Source organism: Stenotrophomonas sp. AGC87 (assembly GCF_057333975.1).
Genome location: NZ_JBHFHW010000044.1, coordinates 80,917 through 103,601, shown reverse-complemented (window position 1 = coordinate 103,601; position 22,685 = coordinate 80,917). Strand labels below are relative to the sequence as shown.

The 22,685-nt window shown below is 68.0% G+C and carries 22 protein-coding genes; 9 read left to right on the top strand and 13 right to left on the bottom strand.

Features of this window, described 5'->3' with window-relative positions; genetic code table 11:
* Window positions 1–39: 39 nt before the first annotated feature.
* The 4 genes from ACE026_RS20655 to ACE026_RS20640 all read right to left on the bottom strand — a co-directional run bounded on the left by ACE026_RS20655 (window position 40) and on the right by ACE026_RS20640 (window position 3,951).
* Window positions 40–1,689 (bottom strand): M28 family metallopeptidase, encoded by a 1,650-nt coding sequence (locus ACE026_RS20655; protein WP_486040725.1) that lies wholly within the window; start codon window positions 1,687–1,689, stop codon window positions 40–42.
* Window positions 1,690–1,758: 69 nt separating this feature from the next.
* Window positions 1,759–3,012 (bottom strand): RNA polymerase sigma factor, encoded by a 1,254-nt coding sequence (locus tag ACE026_RS20650; RefSeq protein WP_486040724.1) that lies wholly within the window; start codon window positions 3,010–3,012, stop codon window positions 1,759–1,761.
* 71 nt (window positions 3,013–3,083) lie between these two features.
* Window positions 3,084–3,506 carry a VOC family protein gene (locus ACE026_RS20645; protein ID WP_486040723.1) on the bottom strand — a complete coding sequence of 141 codons (423 nt, stop codon included), beginning with the start codon at window positions 3,504–3,506 and terminating at the stop codon, window positions 3,084–3,086.
* Window positions 3,507–3,531: 25 nt separating this feature from the next.
* A complete protein-coding gene (locus tag ACE026_RS20640; protein ID WP_486040722.1) occupies window positions 3,532–3,951 on the bottom strand; it encodes a YciI family protein in 420 nt (139 codons plus the stop codon).
* A 189-nt stretch (window positions 3,952–4,140) separates the two neighbouring features.
* Here ACE026_RS20640 and ACE026_RS20635 point away from each other — a divergent pair, with 189 nt between their 5' ends.
* Window positions 4,141–4,515 (top strand): YciI family protein, encoded by a 375-nt coding sequence (locus ACE026_RS20635; protein ID WP_486040720.1) that lies wholly within the window; start codon window positions 4,141–4,143, stop codon window positions 4,513–4,515.
* 6 nt (window positions 4,516–4,521) lie between these two features.
* Here ACE026_RS20635 and ACE026_RS20630 read toward each other — a convergent pair whose 3' ends face one another.
* Together ACE026_RS20630 and ACE026_RS20625 are read right to left on the bottom strand one after the other, a co-directional pair.
* Window positions 4,522–6,606, bottom strand: coding sequence for a gluconolaconase (locus ACE026_RS20630; protein WP_486040718.1), 2,085 nt, complete (start codon window positions 6,604–6,606; stop codon window positions 4,522–4,524).
* Window positions 6,607–6,760: 154 nt separating this feature from the next.
* Window positions 6,761–7,534: a lytic transglycosylase domain-containing protein gene (locus ACE026_RS20625; protein WP_486040716.1), complete on the bottom strand. Its 774-nt coding sequence runs from the start codon at window positions 7,532–7,534 to the stop codon at window positions 6,761–6,763.
* Window positions 7,535–7,832: 298 nt separating this feature from the next.
* Between ACE026_RS20625 and ACE026_RS20620 the strand changes: the two genes are divergently transcribed.
* On the top strand, window positions 7,833–9,437 hold the full coding sequence (locus ACE026_RS20620; protein ID WP_486040715.1) for an EAL domain-containing protein: 1,605 nt from the start codon (window positions 7,833–7,835) through the stop codon (window positions 9,435–9,437).
* Window positions 9,438–9,446: 9 nt separating this feature from the next.
* Here ACE026_RS20620 and ACE026_RS20615 read toward each other — a convergent pair whose 3' ends face one another.
* Window positions 9,447–10,394 (bottom strand): polysaccharide deacetylase family protein, encoded by a 948-nt coding sequence (locus ACE026_RS20615; protein ID WP_486040713.1) that lies wholly within the window; start codon window positions 10,392–10,394, stop codon window positions 9,447–9,449.
* Between the two features lie 106 nt (window positions 10,395–10,500).
* The gene (locus ACE026_RS20610) at window positions 10,501–11,703 is read right to left on the bottom strand and encodes an MFS transporter (RefSeq protein ID WP_486040712.1); all 1,203 of its coding nucleotides are present in this window, start codon (window positions 11,701–11,703) and stop codon (window positions 10,501–10,503) included.
* Window positions 11,704–12,013: 310 nt separating this feature from the next.
* On the opposite strand from ACE026_RS20610, the gene ACE026_RS20605 reads away from it, so the two are divergent.
* Window positions 12,014–12,916, top strand: a complete 903-nt coding sequence (locus tag ACE026_RS20605) for a LysR family transcriptional regulator (protein ID WP_486040711.1) — start codon at window positions 12,014–12,016, stop codon at window positions 12,914–12,916.
* Window positions 12,917–13,091: 175 nt separating this feature from the next.
* Entirely contained in the window at window positions 13,092–14,702 is a 1,611-nt protein-coding gene (locus ACE026_RS20600; RefSeq protein ID WP_486040710.1) for an ABC-F family ATP-binding cassette domain-containing protein, read from the top strand.
* Window positions 14,703–14,711: 9 nt separating this feature from the next.
* On the opposite strand, the gene ACE026_RS20595 is transcribed toward ACE026_RS20600, so the two are convergent.
* On the bottom strand, window positions 14,712–16,043 hold the full coding sequence (locus tag ACE026_RS20595; RefSeq protein WP_486040709.1) for a GTP-binding protein: 1,332 nt from the start codon (window positions 16,041–16,043) through the stop codon (window positions 14,712–14,714).
* Window positions 16,044–16,112: 69 nt separating this feature from the next.
* Here ACE026_RS20595 and ACE026_RS20590 point away from each other — a divergent pair, with 69 nt between their 5' ends.
* Window positions 16,113–16,484 carry a MerC domain-containing protein gene (locus tag ACE026_RS20590; RefSeq protein ID WP_486040708.1) on the top strand — a complete coding sequence of 124 codons (372 nt, stop codon included), beginning with the start codon at window positions 16,113–16,115 and terminating at the stop codon, window positions 16,482–16,484.
* Between the two features lie 14 nt (window positions 16,485–16,498).
* On the opposite strand, the gene ACE026_RS20585 is transcribed toward ACE026_RS20590, so the two are convergent.
* Complete coding sequence (locus ACE026_RS20585; protein ID WP_486040707.1) at window positions 16,499–16,831, bottom strand: hypothetical protein; 333 nt, start codon at window positions 16,829–16,831, stop codon at window positions 16,499–16,501.
* A 112-nt stretch (window positions 16,832–16,943) separates the two neighbouring features.
* Here ACE026_RS20585 and ACE026_RS20580 point away from each other — a divergent pair, with 112 nt between their 5' ends.
* Window positions 16,944–17,363 carry a hypothetical protein gene (locus tag ACE026_RS20580; protein ID WP_486040706.1) on the top strand — a complete coding sequence of 140 codons (420 nt, stop codon included), beginning with the start codon at window positions 16,944–16,946 and terminating at the stop codon, window positions 17,361–17,363.
* Between the two features lie 146 nt (window positions 17,364–17,509).
* On the opposite strand, the gene ACE026_RS20575 is transcribed toward ACE026_RS20580, so the two are convergent.
* Window positions 17,510–17,995 (bottom strand): REP-associated tyrosine transposase, encoded by a 486-nt coding sequence (locus ACE026_RS20575; protein ID WP_486040705.1) that lies wholly within the window; start codon window positions 17,993–17,995, stop codon window positions 17,510–17,512.
* 193 nt (window positions 17,996–18,188) lie between these two features.
* Here ACE026_RS20575 and ACE026_RS20570 point away from each other — a divergent pair, with 193 nt between their 5' ends.
* On the top strand, window positions 18,189–19,031 hold the full coding sequence (locus ACE026_RS20570; RefSeq protein ID WP_486040704.1) for a class I SAM-dependent methyltransferase: 843 nt from the start codon (window positions 18,189–18,191) through the stop codon (window positions 19,029–19,031).
* 12 nt (window positions 19,032–19,043) lie between these two features.
* Here ACE026_RS20570 and ACE026_RS20565 read toward each other — a convergent pair whose 3' ends face one another.
* Both ACE026_RS20565 and ACE026_RS20560 read right to left on the bottom strand, forming a co-directional pair.
* A complete protein-coding gene (locus tag ACE026_RS20565; RefSeq protein WP_019185714.1) occupies window positions 19,044–19,220 on the bottom strand; it encodes a hypothetical protein in 177 nt (58 codons plus the stop codon).
* Window positions 19,221–19,334: 114 nt separating this feature from the next.
* The gene (locus tag ACE026_RS20560; protein WP_486040703.1) at window positions 19,335–20,147 is read right to left on the bottom strand and encodes an alpha/beta fold hydrolase; all 813 of its coding nucleotides are present in this window, start codon (window positions 20,145–20,147) and stop codon (window positions 19,335–19,337) included.
* 573 nt (window positions 20,148–20,720) lie between these two features.
* Between ACE026_RS20560 and ACE026_RS20555 the strand changes: the two genes are divergently transcribed.
* Both ACE026_RS20555 and ACE026_RS20550 read left to right on the top strand, forming a co-directional pair.
* Window positions 20,721–21,116, top strand: a complete 396-nt coding sequence (locus tag ACE026_RS20555) for a BlaI/MecI/CopY family transcriptional regulator (protein ID WP_486040702.1) — start codon at window positions 20,721–20,723, stop codon at window positions 21,114–21,116.
* Complete coding sequence (locus ACE026_RS20550) at window positions 21,113–22,672, top strand: M56 family metallopeptidase (RefSeq protein WP_486040701.1); 1,560 nt, start codon at window positions 21,113–21,115, stop codon at window positions 22,670–22,672. The genes ACE026_RS20555 and ACE026_RS20550 overlap by 4 nt, the downstream gene beginning before the upstream one ends.
* The last annotated feature ends 13 nt before the right edge of the window (window positions 22,673–22,685 follow it).

Sequence of the window (22,685 nt, the reverse complement as noted above, 5' to 3'; positions counted from 1 at the left end):
GGCGGGGGGTCCGGCCGGCGATGCCGGCCGGACGCGCTCTTACTTCCGCTCGGCGGCGCTGGCGTCACGCGGGGCGCGGAACTGGGAGTCTTCGCTCCAGTTCGGCCAGGCCCGCGAATTGGCCAGCTGGTTGCCCAGCGTGTACAGCACTTCCAGATCGCGCGAGGCACCGGCGAAGGTCCAGTCCGGCTGCCATTCGTCGCCCTGCTGGTGATAGCGCTTGGCGGTGTAGTCATCCGACGCCGCCCTGCCAGCGGCGACGCCGCCTTCCACCCAGTCCTGGCCCGCCGAGTACGACACCGCTGGCACGCCGCGCTTGGCGAACGGGAAGTGATCGGAACGGAAGAACAGGCCGGCTTCGGGCTTGGGATCGGGCGTATAGCGGATGTCCCAGCCCTTGGCGACGTCCTTGAGCTGGTCCAGCAGCTCCAGCTTGGCCGAACCGTAGATGCCGAAATCACGCGACGGGCTGAAGGGCGCCATGCCATCCATGTTGATCAGCGCCACGGTCTTGCCCAGCGGATACAACGGGTGGGTAGCGTAGTACTCCGAGCCGAGCAAGCCCTTTTCCTCGGCGGTGACGGCCAGGAACAGCACCGAACGCTCCGGGCGCTTGGCCTTGGCGAAGCCGCGGGCCAGCTCGATCAGCGAGGCGGTGCCGCTGGCGTTGTCCAGCGCGCCGTTGAAGATGGTGTCACCGTTCGCGTCCGGCTTGCCCACGCCGATGTGATCCCAGTGCGCGCTGTAGATCACGGTCTCGTCGGGATGCTTGCTGCCCTCCAGACGCGCAGCCACGTTGTGCGAGGTGATCACCTCGGTCTTGACCGCGTACTTGGCCGAGAAGGTCTCGCCCTTCAGCTCCACCGGCTTGAAGTCACGGGTTTGCGCCTGCTTCTTCAGCGCCTCGAAATCCAGGCCCGAGCGCTTGAACAGTTCCACCGCCAGATCACGCTGGATCCAGCCTTCCAGCAGCGGATGCGCTTCGGCCGGATTGTCGCGGACCACATCGAACATGGTGTTGGTGTTGGAACCGGCCACGGTGGCCCAGCCATACGAGGCCGGTGCGGTCTCGTGCACGATCAGCACACCGAGGGCGCCCTGACGCGCGCCTTCTTCGTACTTGTAGGTCCAACGGCCGTAGTAGGTCATGCCCTTGCCGTCGAAATCGCCCTGGCCGGTTTCGAAGTCCGGATCGTTGATCAGCACGACCGCGATCTTGCCCTTCAGATCCACGCCCTTGAAATCGTCCCAGTTGCGCTCGCCGGCCTTGACGCCGTAGCCGAGGAAGACCAGCGGCGCGTTCTTGATGTCCACTTCGCTGGCACCGTTCATGGCGGCACGCACGGCGATTTCCTTGCCCTGGCTCAGCGTCTGCGGCGTGCCCTTGCTGCTCAGCGAGAGGCTCGGGGTGCCGACGATATCGCCCTTGAGCAGCGGCACGGCCTGGGTCCACAGGCGCTTGCCGTCCTTGAGGTCGCCGCCCGGCTGCAGGCCGGCCGCCGCGAACTGCTTGCTCAGGAACGCGATCGTCTTCTCTTCACCGGCCGTGGCCGGCGAGCGGCCTTCATAGGCATCCGAAGCCAGTTCCTTGACGTCGGCGGAGATCCGCGCGCCATCGAATTTGGGGGTGGCGGCCATCAAGGCCGACGACACCGACAACGCCAACAGGCTGATTACCACACGCTTCACGCTGCACCTCATGACTGACCGACAATCGCCCGAGTGTAGGCCAGAGCCGTGGCCGGGTGCAGTGCCGGTCTACACAGCAGCCGCGCGAGCCAGCAGCAACGCCTTCTCACGTGCGTTTGCGGTCAGCGCCGCCGCACGCGCGAAGGCCGCGCGCGCTTCGTCGTGACGGCCCAGCTGGGCCAACAGATCGCCCTGCACCGCGGCCAGCGGCGCGTAGTCGCGCAAGCGCGCATCGTCCCCGAGCGCATCGACCAAGGGCCATGCGGCGGCCGCACCCTGTGCCCGGGACAAGGCGACCGCGTGATTCAGCGCGATCACCGGCGAGGGCTGGCGCTGGGCCAGCCGCGCGTACAACGCGGTCATCCGCGCCCAGTCGGTGTCTTCGGCGCGGCGTGCGCGTGCATGGCACTCGGCGATGGCTGCCTGCAGTGCATACGCGTCGTCGCCGCCGCCCAGCGCAATCGCTTGCTGCAGGGCCGCCTGGCCACGCGCAATCTGCAGCCAGTCCCAGCGCGTGCGGTCCTGGTCGGGCAGCAGGATCGGTGTGCCGGTCGCATCCGTACGTGCGGCGGTGCGCGATGCCTGCAGTTCCATCAACGCGAGCAGACCGTGCACCTGCGGCCAGGTCGGCAGCCGGCAGGCCAGTACGCGGCCCAGCCGCAGCGCTTCATCGCACAACGCCGGGCGCATCCAGTCATCGCCGGCACTGGCGGCATAGCCTTCGTTGAAGATGAGGTACACCACCTCCAGCACCGAGGCCAACCGCTCCGGCAGCGCCGCCTGGCGTGGCACGTCGAACGGCACCTGCTTCTGCGCCAGCGTGCGTTTGGCGCGCACGATGCGCTGGGCGATGGTCGGCTCCGGGGCGAGGAAGGCGCGCGCGATCTCCTCGGTGGTCAGCCCGCCGAGCAGCCGCAGCGTCAATGCCACGCGCGCATCGGCGGCCAGCACTGGGTAGCAGGCGACGAACATCAACCGAAGCAGGTCATCGCCGATGTCGTCTTCCAGCGCACCGCTGTCGTCGGGCAACGGCAACGGCAGTGGCTCCAGCGCACTGCCGTACTGCGCATGCTGGCCGGCGACGCGCTGGTGCTGGCGCAGCACATCGATGGCGCGGTTACGCGCGGTGGTCATCAGCCACGCTCCGGGATTGTCCGGTACACCCTGGCTGGGCCAGCGCTCCAGCGCGGCCAGCCAGGTGTCCTGGACCAGCTCTTCGGCACGGCCGACATCGCCGCCAAGCAGGCGGGTCAGGCGGGCCGTCAACACTGGCGACTCCATGCGCCAGATCGTCTCCAGTCGTTGCGTCAGTGCCGTGTCCATGCGGCCGATCAGAGCACCGGTGCGGCCCGGGTACAAGCCGCACCGCGGCGTGCCATCGCGCCCGTCCGGGCTCAAGGCTGCTTCATGCAGTTGACCATCCACGGCTTGCCGTAGCGGTCGATCAGAAAGCCCCAGCGATGGGCCCAGAAGGTTTCGGTGATCGGCATCTTGACCTCCCCCCCGTCGGCCAGCGCCTTGAACACGCGCTCGGCCTCGTCGACCGAGTCGACCTCGATGTTGATCGTGGTGCTGCCCTGACCGTCCGGCGACGGGCCATCGGCGGCCATCAGCACCGCCGAGCCAACCTCCAGCTGGCTGTGGGCAACGTGGTCCAGCGTTTCCGGCGGCATCTCGCCACAGCCCTCCTGACTCTCCATCGGTGGCATATCGCGGTACTTCATCTCCGAGGTGACCTTGCCGCCGAGCACCTGCGCGTAGAAGGCCATGGCCTCATGGGTCTTGCCGTTGAAGCCGAGGAACGGAATCAGTTTCATGGGAATACTCCAGGGATGCGGGGGATCAGTCGGTGCTGCCAATCTGGTCGCGCAGACGTTGTTCCTGCGCCTGTAATTCAGGAGTGAAGGCATCGCCAAAATCCTCGGCGCTGAGGATCGGGCGAAGCTCGACCACATCGCCCGGGGCGAACGGGGCGCGCTTGAGCCATTCGGTGGCCTCGTCCAGCGAGCGCACCTGCCAGAGCCAGAACCCGCAGACGAGCTCGCGCGTTTCAGCGAATGGCCCATCGATGACACGCGGCGGTTCGCTGCCGAACGCCACCCGGCGGGCGCGCGAGGTCGGGTGCAGGCCCTCGCCGGCCAACATGATCCCGGCCTGGACCAACTGCTCGTTGTAGGCGCCCATGGCGCGTATTTCCTGCTCGGTGGGCAGTTGACCGGCCTCGGTGGCCGCCGTTGCCTTGACCAGTACCATGACTTTCACGGGGTGCTCCTGTGTGCCAGCCCGTAACCCGGGCCGTTCACTGGATACAACGTGCCCGCGGGGCGGAAATCGACACGCCGCACGGATTTATTCTTCCGCCCCTGAACAGGGCGCCGCTGCTGCGCTGCAACACGTCACGGGCGCCGGCTGGGGCATCATGCGCGTTCCCCCGCTCATCCCGGTCTGGCCATGCAATTCCTGTTGCTGATCTATATCGACGAAGGCCTGTTGCAGGCCCTGCCAGGCGACGCGTACGACCGCTTGATGCACGACTGCCTGCAGCACGCCGACCGGCTGCAGGCCGAAGGCACGCTGGTGCTCGCGCAGAAGCTGGAACCGGTGGAGAGCGCGCGTACGCTGCGCGTGCGCCAAGGCCAGACCCGCATCACCGATGGCCCGTTCGCCGAGACCCACGAATTGTTGGCCGGCTTCAATCTGATCAACGCGCCGGACCACGCCGAGGCGATGCGCATCGCCCAGCAGTTCCCGTGGTCGCGTTTCGGCAGCATCGAGGTACGCCCCCTGGCCGACATGGACGCCGAGCGCGTGCGCGTCGGCGCCTGATGTCGCTCACGGCAGCAGCGTGATCTTCAGATCGCGCGGGCCGACGGCCTCATTGCCACTGTAGTCGCGCGCACTGGCGCGCAGGATGTAGTCGCCGGCCGGCAACGCATCGGGCTGCCAGCGGCCGGTCTCGACCAACCCATCGCGCACGGTGTTGGTGACCAGGTAGCGGAACCGTGTGACCGCGCTGCCATGCACGGTGATGCCACTGTCCGGCGCGTAGGCCACGCGGGTGGCGCTGTCCTCGCGCGGCATCCGGTTGAAGACGATGTTGAAGCGCGGCTGCTCGTAGCCGGCCAACGGCTGGCCTTGGGCATCCAGCACCTGATAGCCGACCTGGTACAGCCCCAGCCGGCGCCGCGGCAGGTTGCGGTCCACCTGGTCCCACGTCTCCACCACGATCTGCACGCCGGGGCCTTGCCTCGGAATTGCAAGGCGGCCATCGGCGCCGGCCTGGATCGGCTGATCCAGATCGTCCAGCACCGCCACCTCGGTGATGCGCGGCGCGAAGGTGTCGGCGTAATCGATGAAGCCCAGCGCCACCGCATTGCGCTCGAAGCCGCTGGCGCCCACGCTCAGGTGCACATGCGCCATGCGGTTGATGCTGCCCAGCGCGTCACCCGCGGCGAAGTGCGTGCCACGGCGCACGCGGATGCGCTCCAACTTTCCGTCCTCACCGAACAGCTGCTGCCAGCGCGCATCGAACGGACGATCGCGCGGGTCGCGGCCGACCTTCATGTGGATGTACTTGAGCCGGCCCAGGGACAGCCCCTCGGCCTGGCCACCGACCGACCACGCCGCGAACGGCGTATCCACCTTGCCGTCGGCAATCGCCAGCACCGGCTGGCCGACATCGCCGCGGATGTCGAAGCCACCGTGCAGGTGGTGGCGACTCTCGCCCTTGAAGTCGCCGCGCACTTCACCCAGCGTGCCGACCACCTCATGCCACCCGTGCTGCGGGGCCAGCGGCCACCGGCCGGCGGTCTGCGGCAGCGGCGCGTCCGGCGCGGGCCCAATCAGCGCCGGCGGTGCGATATCTCCCGCCGCCAGCGCATGCAGCCGGTGCACACGGTAGGATGCGGCATCGGCCAGGTACAGACCGCCCTCGGCATCCAGCGCGAGCGCGGTCGGCCGGGCGAAGCGCGGCTGCGGCGGCACACCCGCCAAGGCCAGCTGATGCCCCTGCGCCGAGATCTGCACCACCTTGCCGTTGATGTCGCTGGCGTAGATCACCCCGTCGTGGGTCACCGCCAACGACAGCGGACCACTGAGCAGGCCGCCATCGGCGACGCGGGTACTCAGCGTGCCATCCGGCGCAAGCTGGCGGATCGCGTTGTTGTAAAGGTCGGCGATCAGCAGGTTGCCCTGCGGATCCAACGCCAGCGCCACCGGCGTATCCAGGCGGGTAGCCGGGCCGATGCCCTCCACCAGCCCTGGCCGCTCACCACCGGCGACGGTATGCACCCGCCCGTCGGTCTCGATGACGCGGATGCGGTCGTTGTACGTATCGGCCACATACACGCGGCCGCCGGCGTCCACCGCCACGCCCATCGGGCCATCGAAGCGCGCCTGCGCAGCCGGCCCATCCACGAAGCCCCGCTGACCATCACCGGCCAGCGTGCTCACGGTGCCGTCCACCGCGATGCGACGGATCACGTGGTTGCCGGTATCGGCGACAAAGACGTTGCCGGCCGCATCCACCGCAATACCGGAGGGCGTGTTGAACTGCGCCTGCAAGGCAGCCCCATCGCGCCAGCCCTCGCCCTGCCCGGCCAGGGTGTCCACGCGGCCGTCGGGATGGACGCGGCGGATGCGGTTGTTGTCGCCAGCATCGGCGATGTAGACCACCCCATGGGCGTCCACCGCCAGGCCGTACGGATCAGCGAAGCGCGCCTGGAGGGCGGGGCCGTCCGTAGTGCCGCCGACGCCGTCGCCGGCCAGCACGCTGATCTGCGGCGTCCAACCCAGGACCGTCGCCACCGGTCCCGGTGGCGGTGCCGGCGGCGCCGGTTCGCGCAGGAAGGTCCAGGCCAGCGCTGCCGCCATCAGGGCGGCGATCAGCACCACCATCGTCCATCGTCCGCGCGTCATCGCTGTCCTTGCCTGCTGCTGTTCGGGACACGACCTTAGCCGCTCGCAGCGCGCCTGCAAACCCTGCACGGCGACAGCGACGTGGGTGGATGCCACGTTCCGGTTTCAATCGGGGCTGTCACCAAGGAAGGACGTACCGCCCTGAAACGCCGCCCTATTTCGCCGGCGTTTCCACCTTGAACCCCATCGCTTCGCGGTAGCGCACGTACAGCGCGCTGACCTTTTCCACATAGGCCAGCGTCTCGGCATACGGGGGCACGCCCTTGTAGCGCGTCACCGCACCGATCCCGGCGTTGTACGCGGCCGCAGCCAGTACGCGGTCGCCTTTGTAACGCTGCAGCAGCGCCTTCATGTAACGCGCGCCACCACTGATCGACTGCTCGGCCGAGAGCGGATCGGCCACGCCGTATTCGGTGGCGGTATCGGGCATCAGCTGCATCACGCCCTGCGCGCCCTTGGGGGATATCGCACCGACATCGAAACCACTCTCGGCATGCGCGATCGCGCGCAACCAGGCATCGTCCACGCCGGTAGCTTTGGCTGCCGCTTTGAACTGCTTGGCATGCCGGTTCAACTGCGGCGTACCGACCTTGCCCAAGCCTTCGTGCGCCGGCTCGCCGGGTGGCGTGGCGACGGTGAACTTCAGGAATACCCGCGAGCCCGGCAGGTTGCGGGTGGAGTAGACCAGTGCACCATCCTGCTCACGTTCGTACAGGGTGCCGCTGAAGACGCCCATGTTGCCCCACAGGTTGGGGGTCTGCACGGCGTTGTCATCGATCTGCTGCGGGGTGCACTTGGAGCCCGGCTCGGGGGCGGTGGCCAGGCTGACCGTGTTGCTCTGCACGCAGCGATAGACCGTGCGCGCCGATGCCAGGCCAGGCAGCAGCATCGACAACAGGGCCAACGCGGCAGGCAGGGTCGGATTCATCGGGCTCGGAGCGGGGCACGGAAGCGTGCGGCGCGATGATCCGGCCGGGGGCGCGAACCGAAGGTGAATACCGGGCCGATCACCCGCGCGACCAGAGTGTCCGGCGGCAGGGACGGGTGACGGAAACGGCCGGTTTTGTCCGCGCTCCGTGGTCGGCCAAGCCACCTCGCCGGGCGGCATCCCACGGCCCCGGTTTCAATCCCCGCGCACTGATGGTCATATAGCGGCTCGGGGCCGCGACTGCCCTGGCCCGCCGGGCTGCCATGGAACCCCCTTTCGACGAGGCATCGAGATCTGCTTGAACCGCGCCCGGATCATCGCCGTCACCATCCTGCTGGCCCTGCTCGGTGCCCTGGTGCCGATCGCCACGGTGTTCTATTTCACCTGGAGCCGCGCCAGCGAATCCGAGCAGGTGCGCCTGCAGACCACGGCCGAGCGCACCCTGCAGCGCGCGCATCGTGCCTACGAGATGGCACTGACCGCCCTGCACGAGCTCAACCAGAGCACACTGGCGCCCTGCTCGCCCGAGCACCTGCAGCTGATGCGCCGCCTGGCCATGCGTACCCATTCGGCCGAGCAGGTGGGCTACTTCGAACAGGGCCGGCTGGTCTGCAATTCGTGGGGGCCGGTGACCGCCGAGATCCCGCAGCCCACGCCCGGGTACGTGACCGCCGAAGGCGCCGGCATCACCCTGGGCGTACGGCCGCTGGCCGGCAATGTGGAGCAGCCGCTGATGGCGCTCAGCTACGGGCAGTACGACATCCTGATGGACCCGGCACGGCTGGTCGATGTGATCGCCGACCCCAACGTGCGGCTGGCGGTGGCCAGCCCGGACGGGCGCCTGATCGCGCAGCAGGACATCCAGGACCAGGGGCTGCTGCAGCGGTTGCTGCGCGAGCCGGCCAGCGGCATGAAAGGCCAGACGCTCTACGCCACCGCGCAGGATCAGGAATGGCTGGCCATCGCCACCGCGCCGCGCACCGATCTGGTCGCCGCGTTCCGCCACCAGATCGGGCAGTTCATTCCGCTGGGCGTGCTCGGCGCGCTGGCGGCGATCGGGGGTGTGGTGTGGTTGTCGCGGCGGCGGCTGTCGCTGCGCGGCGAACTGGCCACGGCGGTGCGCAGGCGCGAGTTCTTCATGCATTACCAGCCGATCATCGAGCTGGATACCGGCATCTGCGTGGGCGCCGAATCGCTGGTGCGCTGGCGCCGTCCCGACGGCAGCCTGGTGCGACCGGATCTGTTCATCCCGCTGGCCGAGGAGGCGGGATTGATCGAGGCACTGACCGACCAGGTCATCGATCACGTGATCGCGGACATGCGCGAGTTGTTGATACAGGACCGCACCGCACACATCGCGATCAATCTGGCCGCCGAGGATGTCAGCAGCGGACGGGCGCTGAAGGTACTGAGCGCCAAACTGCAGGGCACCGGCATCCATCCCCAGCAGATCTGGCTGGAGGCGACCGAGCGCGGCTTCATCGATATCCGCCGGGCGCGTACCAGCCTGGCCAATGCACGGCGCATGGGGCACTGCGTGGCGATCGACGACTTCGGTGTCGGCTATTCCAGCCTGCAGTACCTGCAGCAGCTGCCGCTGGATGCGCTGAAGATCGACAAGTCGTTCATCGATGCGATCGGCACCGACAGTGCCACCAGCCCGGTGACCTCGCACATCATCGACATGGCCAAGACGCTGGGGCTGTTCACCGTGGCCGAAGGCGTGGAAACGCCCGCGCAGCTGGCCTACCTGCAAGCGCGCCAGGTCGAGTTCGGGCAGGGCTGGCTGTTCTCCAAGGCACTGCCACCGGACGAGTTCGTGGCCTTCCACCAGCACCGCAAGCAGCAGTACGGACAGGCGCCGGAAGACATGCAGAAACCCGGCAACGACGAACCCGGCTGAGCCGACTGTCTATTCGGCCTCCAGCCCCGCCAGCGTCATCACCCACGCCGGTACCTGCGGCTCGCCAGCGTAGAACGCCTTCGGCTTGTTCTCGGCCATGGCCCAGCGCTGTATCCAGCTGATGCCCCCAGCGCCGTTGTAGCCATCGGCATGCTGGTAGGCCGGATCCTGCAGGGCCGCCTCCAGCGAGATGAAGCGATAGCCGCGCCGGCGCGTGGCTGCGACCAGTTCTTCCACACAGTCCGCGCTGAGCGCATTGGCGTGGATCAACCACACCTGTGCAGGCAGCCGGCCCAGCAGCTGCTGCCCCTGCTGCTCGTAGTAGTCCAGCTTGTTGAGCATGTACGGCACGTAGCCACGGCGCAGCTGGCGCAGGCGGGTCTCCCGCGCGACCGGATCGGTCTCGGTATCGCGCACGTGATCGTAGGCGAACGCCCAGATCCACTCGCTGTTGTCGACGGTCACCGGTGCGATCCGGTAGCCATGCTGCTGCAGGAACACGCCCAGCGCAGCACGTTCCTGCGGTGACTGCCCGGCACGCAGATACGGATGCCGGAACCAGCGCGGTGTCTGCCCGGTTTCGGCCAGCAGTGGGCGCAGCGTCATCTCACCGCGCAGGATGTCCTGCTCATACGCGGCCAGCCCGATCGCGTGCAGATCGACATGGCCGAACGTGTGGTTGCCCAGTTCGAAACCGGCATCGCGCCAGTCGCGCAGCATCTGTACGCGCGCGGGTTGCACCCGTCCATCCACCTCGAGTTTGACCTCGTTGACGAACCCCACCACCGGCACGTCCGCCTGCTTCAGGGCTGCGATCAACTGTGCATGACGGGCGGCAAGCTCGGGCTCGGCGCGTTCGTCCAGGCGCTGCCAGGGCAGATCATCGATCGTCAGCGCGATGCGCCGCTCCGGCTCGGCCGCGTGCGCGATACCGGCCAGGCACAGCAGTGTCAGCACCCCCCATCGAAAGAATCCCTTGCGCACCCGCGGCTCCCATCGCGATACCCGGCCCCAGCATAGCGCCGGGTATCGCGGCCCACCTTGCCGGGTGCGGCGGCTGGGCTCAGTGCGTGATCGGCGCCCAGGCGCGCGGCTGGCGCAGCACGACCATCAACGTGGCGAGCAGCAGCACCAGCAGGACCGCGGGCAGCCAGCGTTCACCGACGGTTTCCAGCATCACGCCACCGAGGATGCCCGCCAGCGCGATGGCCAGATTCCAGCCGGTCACCACGAACGACTGCGCGATGTCCCCGGCCTCGTCGGCACGACGCGCCACCGCGGTCTGGAACTGGGTGGCAACGCCCCCGAACGACACCCCCCACACCACCGTGCCGATCACCAGCACCCACGGCGAGCCCGGCCACAGGCCGAACGCCACCGCCGAGAGTGCAAAGGCCAGCGTGCTGGCGATCACCAGCGCGCGTAGCCAGCGGTCCACCAGCAGGCCGGTGATCCAGATGCCAACCAGCGCGGCCACGCCGAACACCAGCAGCAGACGATCCAGCCAGGCCGACGCGCCGGACAGCGCCGCGAACGGTTCGATGTAGGTGTAGAGCACGTTGTGCGCCAGCACGTACAGGAACATCGTCAGCAACGCAGTGCGCATGCCGCGCAGCCGCAGTACGTTGCCCAGCGGCTGCTGGGCCGCAGCGCCCGGGGCCGGCAAGGGCGGCAGCACCAGCCGCGCCCACACCAGCAGGCCGACGCTGAGCAGCGACATCAACCCGAACGCCCAGCGCCAACCAATGGTCTGGCCGAGCAGCGTACCGGCGGGGATGCCCAACGACAGTGCCAGCGGCGTGCCGACCATCGCCACCGCGATCGCGCGGCCCTGCAGCTGCGGCACCACCATGCGGCTGGCATAGCCGGCCACCAGCGACCACAGCAGGCCCGCGCTGATGCCCGCGCAGAAGCGCGCGACCAGCATCAGCCCATAGTGGTGCGTCATCGCGGTGATGGTATTGACCACCACGAAACCGGCGATCGCAGTGAGCAGCAGCGGGCGGCGCGGCCAGCGCCGGGTCAATGCGGTCATCGGCAGCGCGGCGACCAGCGAGCCCAGCGCGTAGATCGTCACCAGCTGCCCGACCAGCGCGCGGCTGACGCCGAGATCGGCGCTCATCGGGGACAGCAGGCCGGCCGGCAATGCCTCGGTGAGGATGGTGATGAAGCCTGCGCACGCCAGGGCGAGCAGCCCGCCGAAGGGCAACCGGCTGGCGGCATTGGGCAGGGGAACCACGGTGGCATCCACCGCGTGCCCGCTCATGGCTGCACCTGGGTGGGGGCCGCATCCAGCGGGCACGTGGGGTCGTGGAGGTAAGGGAAGCAGGACATGGCGCCGCCGAGAAGTGAGGGAGCGCCACGGTAGGCCGTGAGGGTTCAATGAAACAGCCGGTTGGCGCTCCGCACATTCCGGAGCCGCGAGGCCGCAATCGGCAAGGCGCGCTCCCTGCAAGGTCTCCGGCCCCCACCGCCCCCCCCGCGCACCACAGTGTTGCGGGCCGCTGCCGCCGCCTCCCGCCCCGCCACCGCTGCCGACCGCTACAGTGCCCGCTTTCCTCCCCGTGGCACCGCCCATGTCAGCCTTGGACAATCTCGGCAACCTGCAGACCTTCGTGCAGGTCGCCGACACCCGCAGCTTCGTCGAGACCGGCCGCATGCTCGGCATCTCCGCCTCGGCCGCCGGCAAGACGGTGTCGCGGCTGGAGCAGGCACTCGGCGTGCGGCTGTTCCATCGCAGCACCCGCAGCGTCACCCTCACCGCGGAGGGCGAGCGCTTCCTGGTCCGGTGCCGGCGCATCCTCGATGAGCGTGACGCCGCCCGCGACGAGCTGGTCCAGCAGACCGAGGCGCCCACGGGGGTGCTGCGGGTCAGTCTGCCGCTGGTCGGCGACATCTCGCTACCGCTGCTCACCGAGTTCATGGCCGCTTATCCCGGCATCCGCCTGGAGCTGGATTTCGATGACCGCCTGGTGGATGTGATCGAGGAAGGCTTCGACGCCGTGCTGCGGGTCAGCGCACCGACCGACTCGCGCCTGAGCGCCCGACAGCTCGGCGTGTTCCCGCGCTATCTGGTCGCCTCCCCGGATTACCTGGCCCGCCGCGGTGCCCCCCGCGCGCCTGAGGACCTGTTGCAGCACGACTGCCTGCACTACCGCTTCCCCAGCAGCGGCAAGCTGGAACCGTGGCCGCTGCCGCAGACGCCGGGCGCCGCCCCGCTGGCACTGCCGGTCTCGATGGTCAGCAATACGATCGAGGCGCGGCTGGCGTTCGCGCTGGCCGGGCGCGGCATCGCCTACATCCCCGAGCACTCGGTGCGCGAGGCCCTGGCCGACGGCCGCCTGCAACGGGTCATGGCCGACCGCATCCATGCCTGCGGCACCTTCTACCTGCTGTGGCCCTCCGGCCGCCATGTGCTGCCCAAGCTGCGGGTCTTCATCGATTTCATCAGCGCCCGGCTTACCGGGGTCAGCTGCTGAGCAGGCGGCGTTCATCGCCCTGCCGGCGGGCGGTTTTATACTGGCCGCGCGGCAGCCAGCCGCCTTTGTTGCCGAGGTAGGCCTACATGCGCCATTGATGCCGCCGTCGTCTGACGGCCCGTCTCCACCCGCCTGATCTGCAGGAGGGGAGTCTTTGGCATCCAATGGAGGTCGCATGACCGCATTCGCTCTCACGCTCGATCGCGTGACGCATACCCTGCCCGACGGCCGGGTTCTGTTTTCCGAACTGTCCGCCGCGTTCGACGGCACCCCGACCGGCCTGGTCGGGCGCAACGGCGTGGGCAAAAGCCTGCTCGCGCTCCTGCTCAGTGGCGATCTCACGCCCAGCGCCGGCCGCATCCTGCGCAGCGGGCCGGTGCACCTGCTCACGCAGCACAGCGGCGTACCCGCCGGCCGTATCGCCGATCTGGCCGGCGTCGGCGCGGTGCTCGACGCCCTGCACCGCATCGAAGCCGGCAGCGTCGATCCGGACGACTTCACCCGCGTGGGTGAGCGCTGGGACCTCCGCGAGCAGCTGCAGGCCCAATGGCAGCTGCTCGGGCTGCCCGCGCTGGATCCCCTGCGGCCGGCGGCCACGCTCAGCGGTGGCCAGGCGATGCAGGTCGCGCTGGCCGGTGCGTTCCTGTCCGGTGCCGAGGGCTTGATCCTGGATGAACCCAGCAACCACCTCGACGCCGCCCATCGCGCGCGCCTGATCGAGGCGCTGCAGCGCTGGCACGGCGGCCTGATCGTGATCAGCCACGACCGCACGCTGCTGCGGCACATGACGCGCATCGTCGAACTGTCGCCCGGCGGGCTGCGCCAGTACGGCGGCAACTACGATCTCTACGCCGAACAGAAGCAGGACGAGCGGCGGAGCGCGGATGCCCAGCTGGCCCTGCGCAAGCGCGAGCGCCGCCAGCAGCAGACCGAGCTGCGCGATCAGCGTGAGCGCATGGAGCATCGGCAGGCGCGTGCTACACGCCAGGCACGCACCGCCAACCAGGCACCGATCCTGCTCGGTGGCATGAAGAACCGCAGCGAGCACACTGCCGGCCGCTGGCAGGCACAGCAGAGCGAGCGTCGTACCGAACTGGATGCGCGCGTGCGCGAAGCTGCTGGCGAGGTGGAGCAGGACATCGAGATCGCCCTGCTCGCCCCGGTGATCCATGAGCCCGGGCCCCAGCGGGTGGCCGAGCTCATCGCCGCCGAACTGCCGTGGGTGCAGGCGCCCTGGCACACGCTGGACCTCACGGTACAGCGCGGCCAGCGGATCGGCGTACAGGGCCGCAACGGCAGCGGCAAATCCACGCTGCTGCGGCTGCTGGCCGGGACGTTGGCGCCGGTGTCGGGGCACATCGAGGTGGCGGCCAGCGTCGCCCTGCTTGATCAGTCGCTCACGATGCTGCCCGGCGACGCATCAGCGCTGTCCCTCCTGCAGCGCGCCCATCCGTTGGCCAGCGAAGGCACGCTGCGCACCCAGTTGGCCCTGCTCGGCCTGGATGCCGAGCGCAGCCTGCGGCCGTTGGGCACGCTCAGCGGTGGCGAACGCCTGAAGGCGGCGCTGGCGTCCGTGCTATACGCGCAGACGCCGCCGCAGCTACTCCTGCTCGACGAACCCGGCAATCACCTCGACCTGCCCTCGCTGACCGCGCTGGAGCAGATGCTCAGCCGGTACAGCGGCACGTTGATGATCGTGTCGCACGATGACGCGCTGCTGCAGGCGGTCGGCTTGAGCCATACCCTGCGCGCATCCGATCAGGGTTGGCAGTTGACGCCGGTGTAAAGCGTTCGGCTAAGCGCGCGCCCACGCCGGGAACGCATCCGGCAACAACTGCCACAACAGCGGCCCGGCGCGCAGTTCCTCATCGTTGAGCAGGCAGGCATCCAGCTCGGCACACACCGCGTGCTCGTCCATCGCCACGCCGATCACCGCCAGCTCCTGGCGGCGGTCGCCCCACCAGGGATGCCACAGCCGGCGCATCGCCTGGTACTCGCCCGCATCGCCGACCTGCTCCACGCTGGGCAGCGACGCGGTCCAGTACCCCGCCTGCTGGCGGGCCCAGCCAATGTCCGTGTACGGCACGCGCGTGGGTGACAGCTCGGGCACGGTGTTCTCCAGGCCCGCCTCCATGCGCTCACGCGAGGCGTACCAGACCCCCGCGACCGACGTCTGCGTGGCCGCACCGACACTGGAGAGCTCGCCCACCGAGTCCATGCGGTTGGCCAGCCAGAAGAAGCCCTTGCTGCGGATCACGCTGCCCAGCCCGGTCTCCAGCAAGCGCGCAAAGCGTTGCGGATGGAACGGCCGGCGCGAGCGGTAGACGAAACTGGTGATGCCGTATTCCTCGGTCTCCGGCGTGTGCTGCCCGCGCAGCGCCTGCATCCAGCCCGGCGCCAGCTGCGCTTTGACGAAGTCGTAGCGGCCGGTATCGAGCACCTCGTGCAGCGGCACGTTGCCGTGTTCTGACAGCACCAGCCGCGCATCGCGGTTCATCGCGCGCAGCACGGCCAGCGTGGACTGCAGCGTGTCGTCGTCGATCAGATCGCACTTGCTCACCACGATCACATTGGCGAACTCGATCTGCTCGGCAAGCAGATTCACCACGCCACGCTCGTCATCCTCACCGGCCTGCTGCCCGCGGTCGATCAGCCGATCACTCGAACCGAAGTCCCGCAGGAACTGCGCGCCATCGACCACCGTCACCAGCGTATCCAGCCGCGCGATGTCGCTGAGGCTGAAGCCGGCCTCATCGCGTACCGAGAAGGTCGCCGCGACCGGCATCGGCTCGGCGATCCCGGTCGATTCGATCAACAGATAGTCATAGCGCCCCTCCGCCGCAAGCCTGCGCACCTCGTGCAGCAGGTCATCGCGCAGCGTGCAGCAGATGCAGCCGTTGCTGAACTCCACCAGCGTCTCCTCGGTGCGGCTCAGCGCCGCGCCACCATCACGGACCAGCTGCGCATCGACATTGATCTCGCTCATGTCGTTGACGATCACCGCCACCCGGCGGCCCTCGCGGTTGCGCAGCAGCTGATTGAGCAGGGTGGTCTTGCCGGCACCGAGGAAGCCGGACAGCACCGTTACCGGCAGACGGGAATCATGAAGGGCAGCAGAGGCAGTCATGGCGGAGCAGGTCTGGAGGGGAAATGAAATGTTACTATATAACATTCACGGACCAAGACCCCACGCCCCATGAAGCGATCCTCTGCCCTGTTGGATGCCGGCGCCATCGCGCTGTCCGGCCTATGCCTGCTGCACTGCCTGGCCCTGCCGCTGCTCGCGGCGATGCTCCCGCTGTTGGGCGTGTGGGCCCAGGCCGAATGGGTGCATGCCCTGTTTGTGGCGATCGCCGCACCGGTGACCGGCTTCGCGTTGTGGCGCGCGCACCGCCAGCACCGCCTGCCCGTGCTGGCGATGGCGTCCGCCTTGGTCGGGCTGCTGTTGCTGCTGGCCGGCGCCATGGGCTGGCCGAGCCACGAGGCCGAAACCCCGATGACCGTGGTCGGCAGCCTGCTGTTGGCCAGCACGCATGTGTGGAACGCCTGGCGGCGGCACCGGCACTGAGCGTGCGGCTCGGCTCAGTGCTTGAACATCATCCCGACCAGGAACAACACCAGCGGCGCGGCGCTGAGTACCGCGCCGGTGATGCCCAGCCACGGCCAGCGTTCCTGACGCACGCGCGAGCCCACCGTGGCAATCAGACCCACGGCCGCTGAAGCGAGGACGCCGATGGAGACGCCGGTGGTGCTGGCGCCTGCGGTGACACCGTGATTTGCGGCGGTGGCGATGTGGGCGGCGGCGGCACCGATGGGGAGGCCGAGGAAGCTGACCAGGCCGAGCAGCGGCAGTCGCTGAGCCGAGATCGGCACCGTCGACGGTGAGCGCGGCGCTTGCGGAGAATCGGGCGGCACGGGGTGTCTCCTGAGAATCGCATCACCGTACACCATCACCCGCGGGGTGCGCAGACGGCATCTTTTCATGCGGTGTTGGACAATGCTGAAACACCCGTCGCCAGGATCTGCCATGCGCGTACTGCCCTGCCTGCTCCTCCTGTCCCCGCTCCTGCTGACCAGCTGCGGCAAGGACAACAGCGCCGGCGTGTTCTCCTCCGATCCGATGCTCGGCTGCTACGCCACCCACGCGCGCAAGCCGGCCGAATTCCGCATCGAGCAGCAGCAGGGCCAGTACTACGTGTCCTTCAACCGCGATGAGCAATGGCAGCGCGACGCCACACCGCTGCAGGAATCCAGCCGCGCCGAGATCGCCCAGTTCTTCCGCGACGATGCCGACCAGATCAACAAGGCCCTGGTGCGCCCCGGTGGCGGCTTCGGCATCTTCAAGTTCAACCCGGGGGCCACGCTCAAGGGCAAGGCCAAGGACAGCGACTACATGGCACTGGTCCTGATTGGCGCTGGGCCGGTCTTCCCGGTGAAGTGCCCCTGACCGCCAAGATGCTTCGCGCCCCCCTACCGGGGCACTGGTGCCGGCTGCGGCCCACCGCACGCCCGCACCAGTAGCCCGGTCCGCAACACCCATCCCCCGATACCGCCTGCCGCACGCCTCCGTGGGCAAGCCCCCATCCCTATACGTCAGTCGCCCTCCTCGGCTTCGCGGCGCCCACGATGGATCGAGCTGTATGGCCATTGCGTCGCGTCACGCACATGCCCATGCTTGACCGGGTTGTGGTGCACATACGCCACATGCCGCTGCAGATCCTCGGCATCCACGATCCGATGCTCGCGAAAGCCGTTGTGCCAAAGCGGCCGCAGACTGCGATCACGCCGGAGCTGCAGCCGGGGATCAGTCATCGGCAACTGGCGGTCGAAGATCGCCTGGATCTGCGCCCAGCGGCGATGGCCCTCCTCATCGCCCTCCGGCAACGTCCATACCCCATGCAGATGGTCCGGCAGCACCACGATCGCGTTGATCCGGAACGGCCGCGCCTGCTGCGCCACCCGGAACGCCAGCCGCAGTATCTGCGCCTGTTCCACCAGCAGGCTGCTGCTGCGATCGCGCAGGTGCGCACTGAAGAAGTACGCGGTACCGGTTGGCCAGAGGAAGTGGTCGTAGGACATGGCCAAAGTATCCAAAGCCCCAGGCCGAGCCACGATCAGTGCACTCCCTGTGAGCACCTCGGAGACCGGCGCATCCACGGGTCGGGCTCCCGTCATGAACGGGCCCCATGACGGCCGGCGAGTGGCTTCTCAGGTACGATGCCCACCCCTGACTGCCATGCCGTCTGGCGCTTGCGCCGCGGCCTTAGATCCCGTGCCCCATTACACCGGCCCCCTGCTGACCCGCCCGCTCGCCGAGAGCCTGATCCGCGCCCGCGATGCCGGCACCGGGCAATGGACCGGTTCGCTCGACCTCGGCCGCTCCACCGGCACCGCCACGCTGGCCACCGACCACTGGCAGTGGAAGGGCGAGACCTATGCCTATCCCGGCAAGACCAAGGACCGCACCCTGTACTACTGGGATGGCGAGGAGTTCCTGGCCATCTCGCGCTTCGGCTCGGCGTTGATCAAGCTGGTGCCGACCGACTGGGACGCGCCGACCTTCGAGATCGACGGCATCAAGATGCTGCCCAGCGCGCAGGTCTCCCCGTTCGAGGATGCCCGCCGCAAGGTCGCGTTGATCGCGCCGGCCGGCAAGACCGTTCTGGATACCTGTGGCGGCCTGGGCTACTTCGCCGCGTGCTGCCTGGAAGGTGGGGTCACCCGTATCCGCTCGTTCGAGAAGAATCCAGATGTGCTGTGGCTGCGCACGCTCAACCCCTGGTCGCCCGATCCGGACGCGGAAAGCAGCGGCGGTCGGCTGGCGCTGAGCCAGGGGGATGTGTCGCAGGAAATCGAAACGCTGGAGACCGCCTCGGTCGACGCGATCCTGCACGATCCGCCGCGTTTCGGCATCGCCGGCGAACTGTATTCACAGGTGTTCTATGACCAGCTCGCGCGCGTCATCCGCAAGGGCGGCCGGATGTTCCATTACACCGGTGCGCCGAACAAACTGACCAGCGGCCGCGATGTGCCGCGCGAGGTCGCCAAGCGTCTGGAAAAGGCAGGCTTCAAGGCCGAGCTGGCGATGGATGGGGTGCTTGCAGTCAAGCGCTGAACAAGGGGTTGGTCAACTGCCGCGTGGCAGTTTGGCCGCCCACATGTTGTCGACCAGATTGGGATAACGTCGCCCGTTTTCCTCGGCGCGCTGACGTGCCGCATCCTTCTGCGCCTCGGAGAGCGGCTGCGACTTTTTCTTCCCATTGGGACTGGGCTTCTTCCAGGGCGGTGTCTGGGACTGGCGCATGGACGGTCTCGTGTAGCGTAGCGCTGCATTCTCGCTCAGCGGGTAAAGCGTACAAGAACGCCCGACACGTCATCGCAACGTGCCGGGCGCGATCTGCGAAGAACGACCTGCGACTTACTTCTTCAGGAAGTTCAGCAGCGCCTTGTTGAACGCATCGGCGTGGCTGGCATTGCAGCCGTGCGGCGCGTCCTTCAGCACGACCACCTCACTGCCCGCGATGGCCGCATGGGTGCGCTTGCCAGAACCCTCGAACGGGACCGTGCCGTCACTGTCACCGTGCAGCACCAGGGTCGGCACCGTCACCTTCTTTAGGTCGCTGCGGAAGTCGGTCGTGCCGAAGGCCTTCATGCAGCCCAGCGCCGCGGTCTGATCGGACTGCTGGCACAGCTTGATAGCCGCCTGGCGTTCTTCCTCGCTGACCTTGAGCTCGCCGTTGGCGCTGAAGAAATCCTTGGTAAAGCCATCGAAGAAGGTGTCGCGGTCCTTCTCCAGGCCTTCGCGCATTTCATCGGCCTTTTCCTGGGTCAGCGGGCCCTCGGGGTTGTCGCTGGTCTTGAGCATGTAGGGCGGCACCGCCGAGGCGAATACCACGCTGTGCAGGCGTGATTCGCCGTGCTTGGCGACGTAGCGCGCCACTTCACCGCCGCCCATCGAGAAGCCGACCAGGGTGGCGTCCTTCAGGTCCAGATCCTCGATCACACCGGCCAGATCATCGGCGAGCGTGTCGTACTCGTAGCCATCGGCCGGCTTGTCCGAGCGCCCGAAACCACGGCGGTCATAGGCCACCACACGGTAGCCTGCCTCGCGCAGCGCGGGGACCTGCGCCTTCCACGATTCGGCCGACAGCGGCCAGCCGTGGATCAGCACCACCGGGCGGCCGGTACCACCGGAATCTTCAACGTGCAGGCGAACGCGGGAAGCAGCCATGGGAACTCCTTGGAGCGATGGGGAATGAAGTTCGATCCTAGGGAGCGGGGGTTGGGTGAGCCGTGAAAGAAATCGCGGTATTGCTGACGTGACGTGCACGGGGCTGACTGATACCGGCTGAGGTGTTCAGCGGTGCGATGCTGGCATCACTCGGCCACGATCTCAGCATCTGAGACGGCAGCGGACGATAGTTGCCATGGGGCATCGTCGACGCTGGGAACCGGTACATGGACTGTCATGAGATCACACCGGAGGCTGCGCATCGTGTCGAACCCAGCGCGTCCGGAAACGCCTGCTGTGGGCTGGCACTTACGTTGTTGTTGCATGGCCTTGGTGCGCATCCTGCGGCCCATGCGGCATTGCGTGCTGCCCTGCGGCAGAGGCCGATGAGCGACTGCTGCGCCAGCTGTGCGCTGTTGCGTGGTCATGACGACCCATAGGTGTGTACCGGCGACGTGGCCGCAGCGGAGCCATGGTTCGCCGCGCAGGCCGGCCATTACTAATTACATAGTTGACATGCCCGATCCGTCGGGCGCACGATGCGGGCATCAACTAAATAACCAGTAGATAGACATGGCCCGCCCCGTATCGCCTGCCCTGACTGACGCCGAACGCCGCATTCTGGAGGTGCTCTGGAAGAAGAAGGAGGCGTCCGTGCGCGAGGTCGCCGACGAGCTGTCCAAGAAGAAGCCGGTCGCCTATACGACCGTGCTGACCATGTTCAAGGTGCTGGACAAGAAGGGCCTGGTCCACCATCGCAGCGAGGGTCGCGCCTTCATCTACAGCGCCGCGATCACCCGCAGCGACGCGCGCAAGCAGGCGCTGGAGAATCTGCTCAAGTCCTTCTTCAACGATTCGCCCAGCGTGCTGGCGCAGCACCTGATCGATGAGCACGAGATGGACGCTGACGAACTCAAAGCGCTGCAGCAGCGCGTGGACGACGCATCTCCTTCGAGGACGCCCAAATGACCGTGCATTGGACCCAGGCCCTGGCAACGATGGCCGTGCAACATCTCTGGCAGAGCGCCTTGTTGTTCGCGCTGGTAGTGCTTGTGCTGGGGCGTAGTCGGCTCAGTGCTGAAGCGCGCTCCTGGGCACTGTGCGCAGCCTTCGTGCTGGCCGCGGCGTCACCGCTGCTGGTCCTGCTGCCGCGCACTGCGCCGATGCCAGTTGCGGTCACGCAGCAGACTGTGTCGCTGCCCACCGCGAGCGACGCAGTGCAGGTTATCGCGCCGAAGCCGGTCGACGTTGGCCACGCGATGACCACCTCCTCCACCACACCGAGCCTGCTGCATGCCGTCGTGGTGATCTGGCTGCTGGGCACGCTGTGGGGGCTGGGCCGACTGGGCCAGGGCGCCTGGCAGGCACATCGCCTGCATCGCAGCGCACGGCCTGCGCCCGCGTTGGAGTCACTGCTGCGCTGGGAGCTGCCGTCCGGTGCCCGCATAGCGCTGTCCGATATCGCCCCGGGCCCGATGGTGGTTGGCCTGTGGTCGCCGCGCATTCTGGTGCCGACCACGATGGCATCCACCCTGCCCCCGGCCGCGCTGCGTGATCTGCTGCTGCATGAAGCCGCGCATATCCGTCGGCATGATCTGTGGATCACGGCTGCACAGCGTGCACTGCTCGCCGTGTACTGGTGGAGCCCGTTCCTGCGCCTGCTGGGCCGTCGGCTGGATCTCGCCCGCGAGATGGCTTGCGACGAGCAGGCGGCCCTGCGCACCGGCAGTGGCCGCGGCTATGCCGATTCCCTGCTGACCGGTATCGCCGGACTGATGACACCGCGGGGGCGCAGCGCGCCACTGGCCGTCGGCATGTCCGCCACCCGCAGTGGCTTGAGCCAGCGCATCGATGGGCTGCTCCGCCTGGACACGCGCTCGACGCGCTGGACAACCCGCTTCGGCTGGGGCGCGCTGTGTGCGGTTGCGCTGGTCGCGCATGTTGGCGTCACCGTGGCCGCTACGCCGCGGTTGGGCAAAGCGATCATCGTTGCAGAGAACAAAACCGGCACTACGTCGCGCACCGTCTCGCCGCAGGCCGAGCAGCTGCTCAGCGCGGCCAGCAACGGCGACATCTCCCGCGTGCAGCAGCTGGTCAAGATGGGTATTGCTGTGGACACGCAGGTCAGTGGCGACGGCACCGCGCTGATCATCGCCGCCAAGCAAGGCGAACTGGCGATGGTCGACGCCCTGCTCGTGCTCGGCGCGCAGCCCGATCTGGCCTCGCGCGGCGATGGCAATCCGCTGATCGCTGCGGCACGTCGCGCTCATCTGCCGGTCGTCGAGCGTCTGGTCGGCGCTGGGGCCGACGTCAACCGCATCGTCGCCTACGACGAAACCCCGCTGATCAATGCCGCCCGCTCCGGTGACGTCGACACCGTGGCCTATCTGGTCGAGCACGGTGCCGACGTCAACCTCGGCGTGGTGGCCGATTTCGGGCAGTGGCGCTCGCCGCTGAACCAGGCACGCAACGATCGCGTCCGTGACTACCTCACCCAGCGTGGTGCGGTCGCCGGCAGACGCTGACCGGCCGCACTCC

Excerpts from the sequence above, each read along its gene's own strand:
- ACE026_RS20650 (WP_486040724.1), bottom strand. The coding sequence starts at position 3,012 with ATGGACACGGCACTGACGCAACGACTGGAGACGATCTGGCGCATGGAG.
- ACE026_RS20645 (WP_486040723.1), bottom strand. The coding sequence starts at position 3,506 with ATGAAACTGATTCCGTTCCTCGGCTTCAACGGCAAGACCCATGAGGCC.
- ACE026_RS20635 (WP_486040720.1), top strand. The coding sequence starts at position 4,141 with ATGCAATTCCTGTTGCTGATCTATATCGACGAAGGCCTGTTGCAGGCC.
- ACE026_RS20630 (WP_486040718.1), bottom strand. The coding sequence starts at position 6,606 with ATGACGCGCGGACGATGGACGATGGTGGTGCTGATCGCCGCCCTGATG.
- ACE026_RS20625 (WP_486040716.1), bottom strand. The coding sequence starts at position 7,534 with ATGAATCCGACCCTGCCTGCCGCGTTGGCCCTGTTGTCGATGCTGCTG.
- ACE026_RS20610 (WP_486040712.1), bottom strand. The coding sequence starts at position 11,703 with ATGAGCGGGCACGCGGTGGATGCCACCGTGGTTCCCCTGCCCAATGCC.
- ACE026_RS20605 (WP_486040711.1), top strand. The coding sequence starts at position 12,014 with ATGTCAGCCTTGGACAATCTCGGCAACCTGCAGACCTTCGTGCAGGTC.
- ACE026_RS20600 (WP_486040710.1), top strand. The coding sequence starts at position 13,092 with ATGACCGCATTCGCTCTCACGCTCGATCGCGTGACGCATACCCTGCCC.
- ACE026_RS20595 (WP_486040709.1), bottom strand. The coding sequence starts at position 16,043 with ATGACTGCCTCTGCTGCCCTTCATGATTCCCGTCTGCCGGTAACGGTG.
- ACE026_RS20590 (WP_486040708.1), top strand. The coding sequence starts at position 16,113 with ATGAAGCGATCCTCTGCCCTGTTGGATGCCGGCGCCATCGCGCTGTCC.
- ACE026_RS20580 (WP_486040706.1), top strand. The coding sequence starts at position 16,944 with ATGCGCGTACTGCCCTGCCTGCTCCTCCTGTCCCCGCTCCTGCTGACC.
- ACE026_RS20575 (WP_486040705.1), bottom strand. The coding sequence starts at position 17,995 with ATGTCCTACGACCACTTCCTCTGGCCAACCGGTACCGCGTACTTCTTC.
- ACE026_RS20565 (WP_019185714.1), bottom strand. The coding sequence starts at position 19,220 with ATGCGCCAGTCCCAGACACCGCCCTGGAAGAAGCCCAGTCCCAATGGG.
- ACE026_RS20560 (WP_486040703.1), bottom strand. The coding sequence starts at position 20,147 with ATGGCTGCTTCCCGCGTTCGCCTGCACGTTGAAGATTCCGGTGGTACC.
- ACE026_RS20555 (WP_486040702.1), top strand. The coding sequence starts at position 20,721 with ATGGCCCGCCCCGTATCGCCTGCCCTGACTGACGCCGAACGCCGCATT.
- ACE026_RS20550 (WP_486040701.1), top strand. The coding sequence starts at position 21,113 with ATGACCGTGCATTGGACCCAGGCCCTGGCAACGATGGCCGTGCAACAT.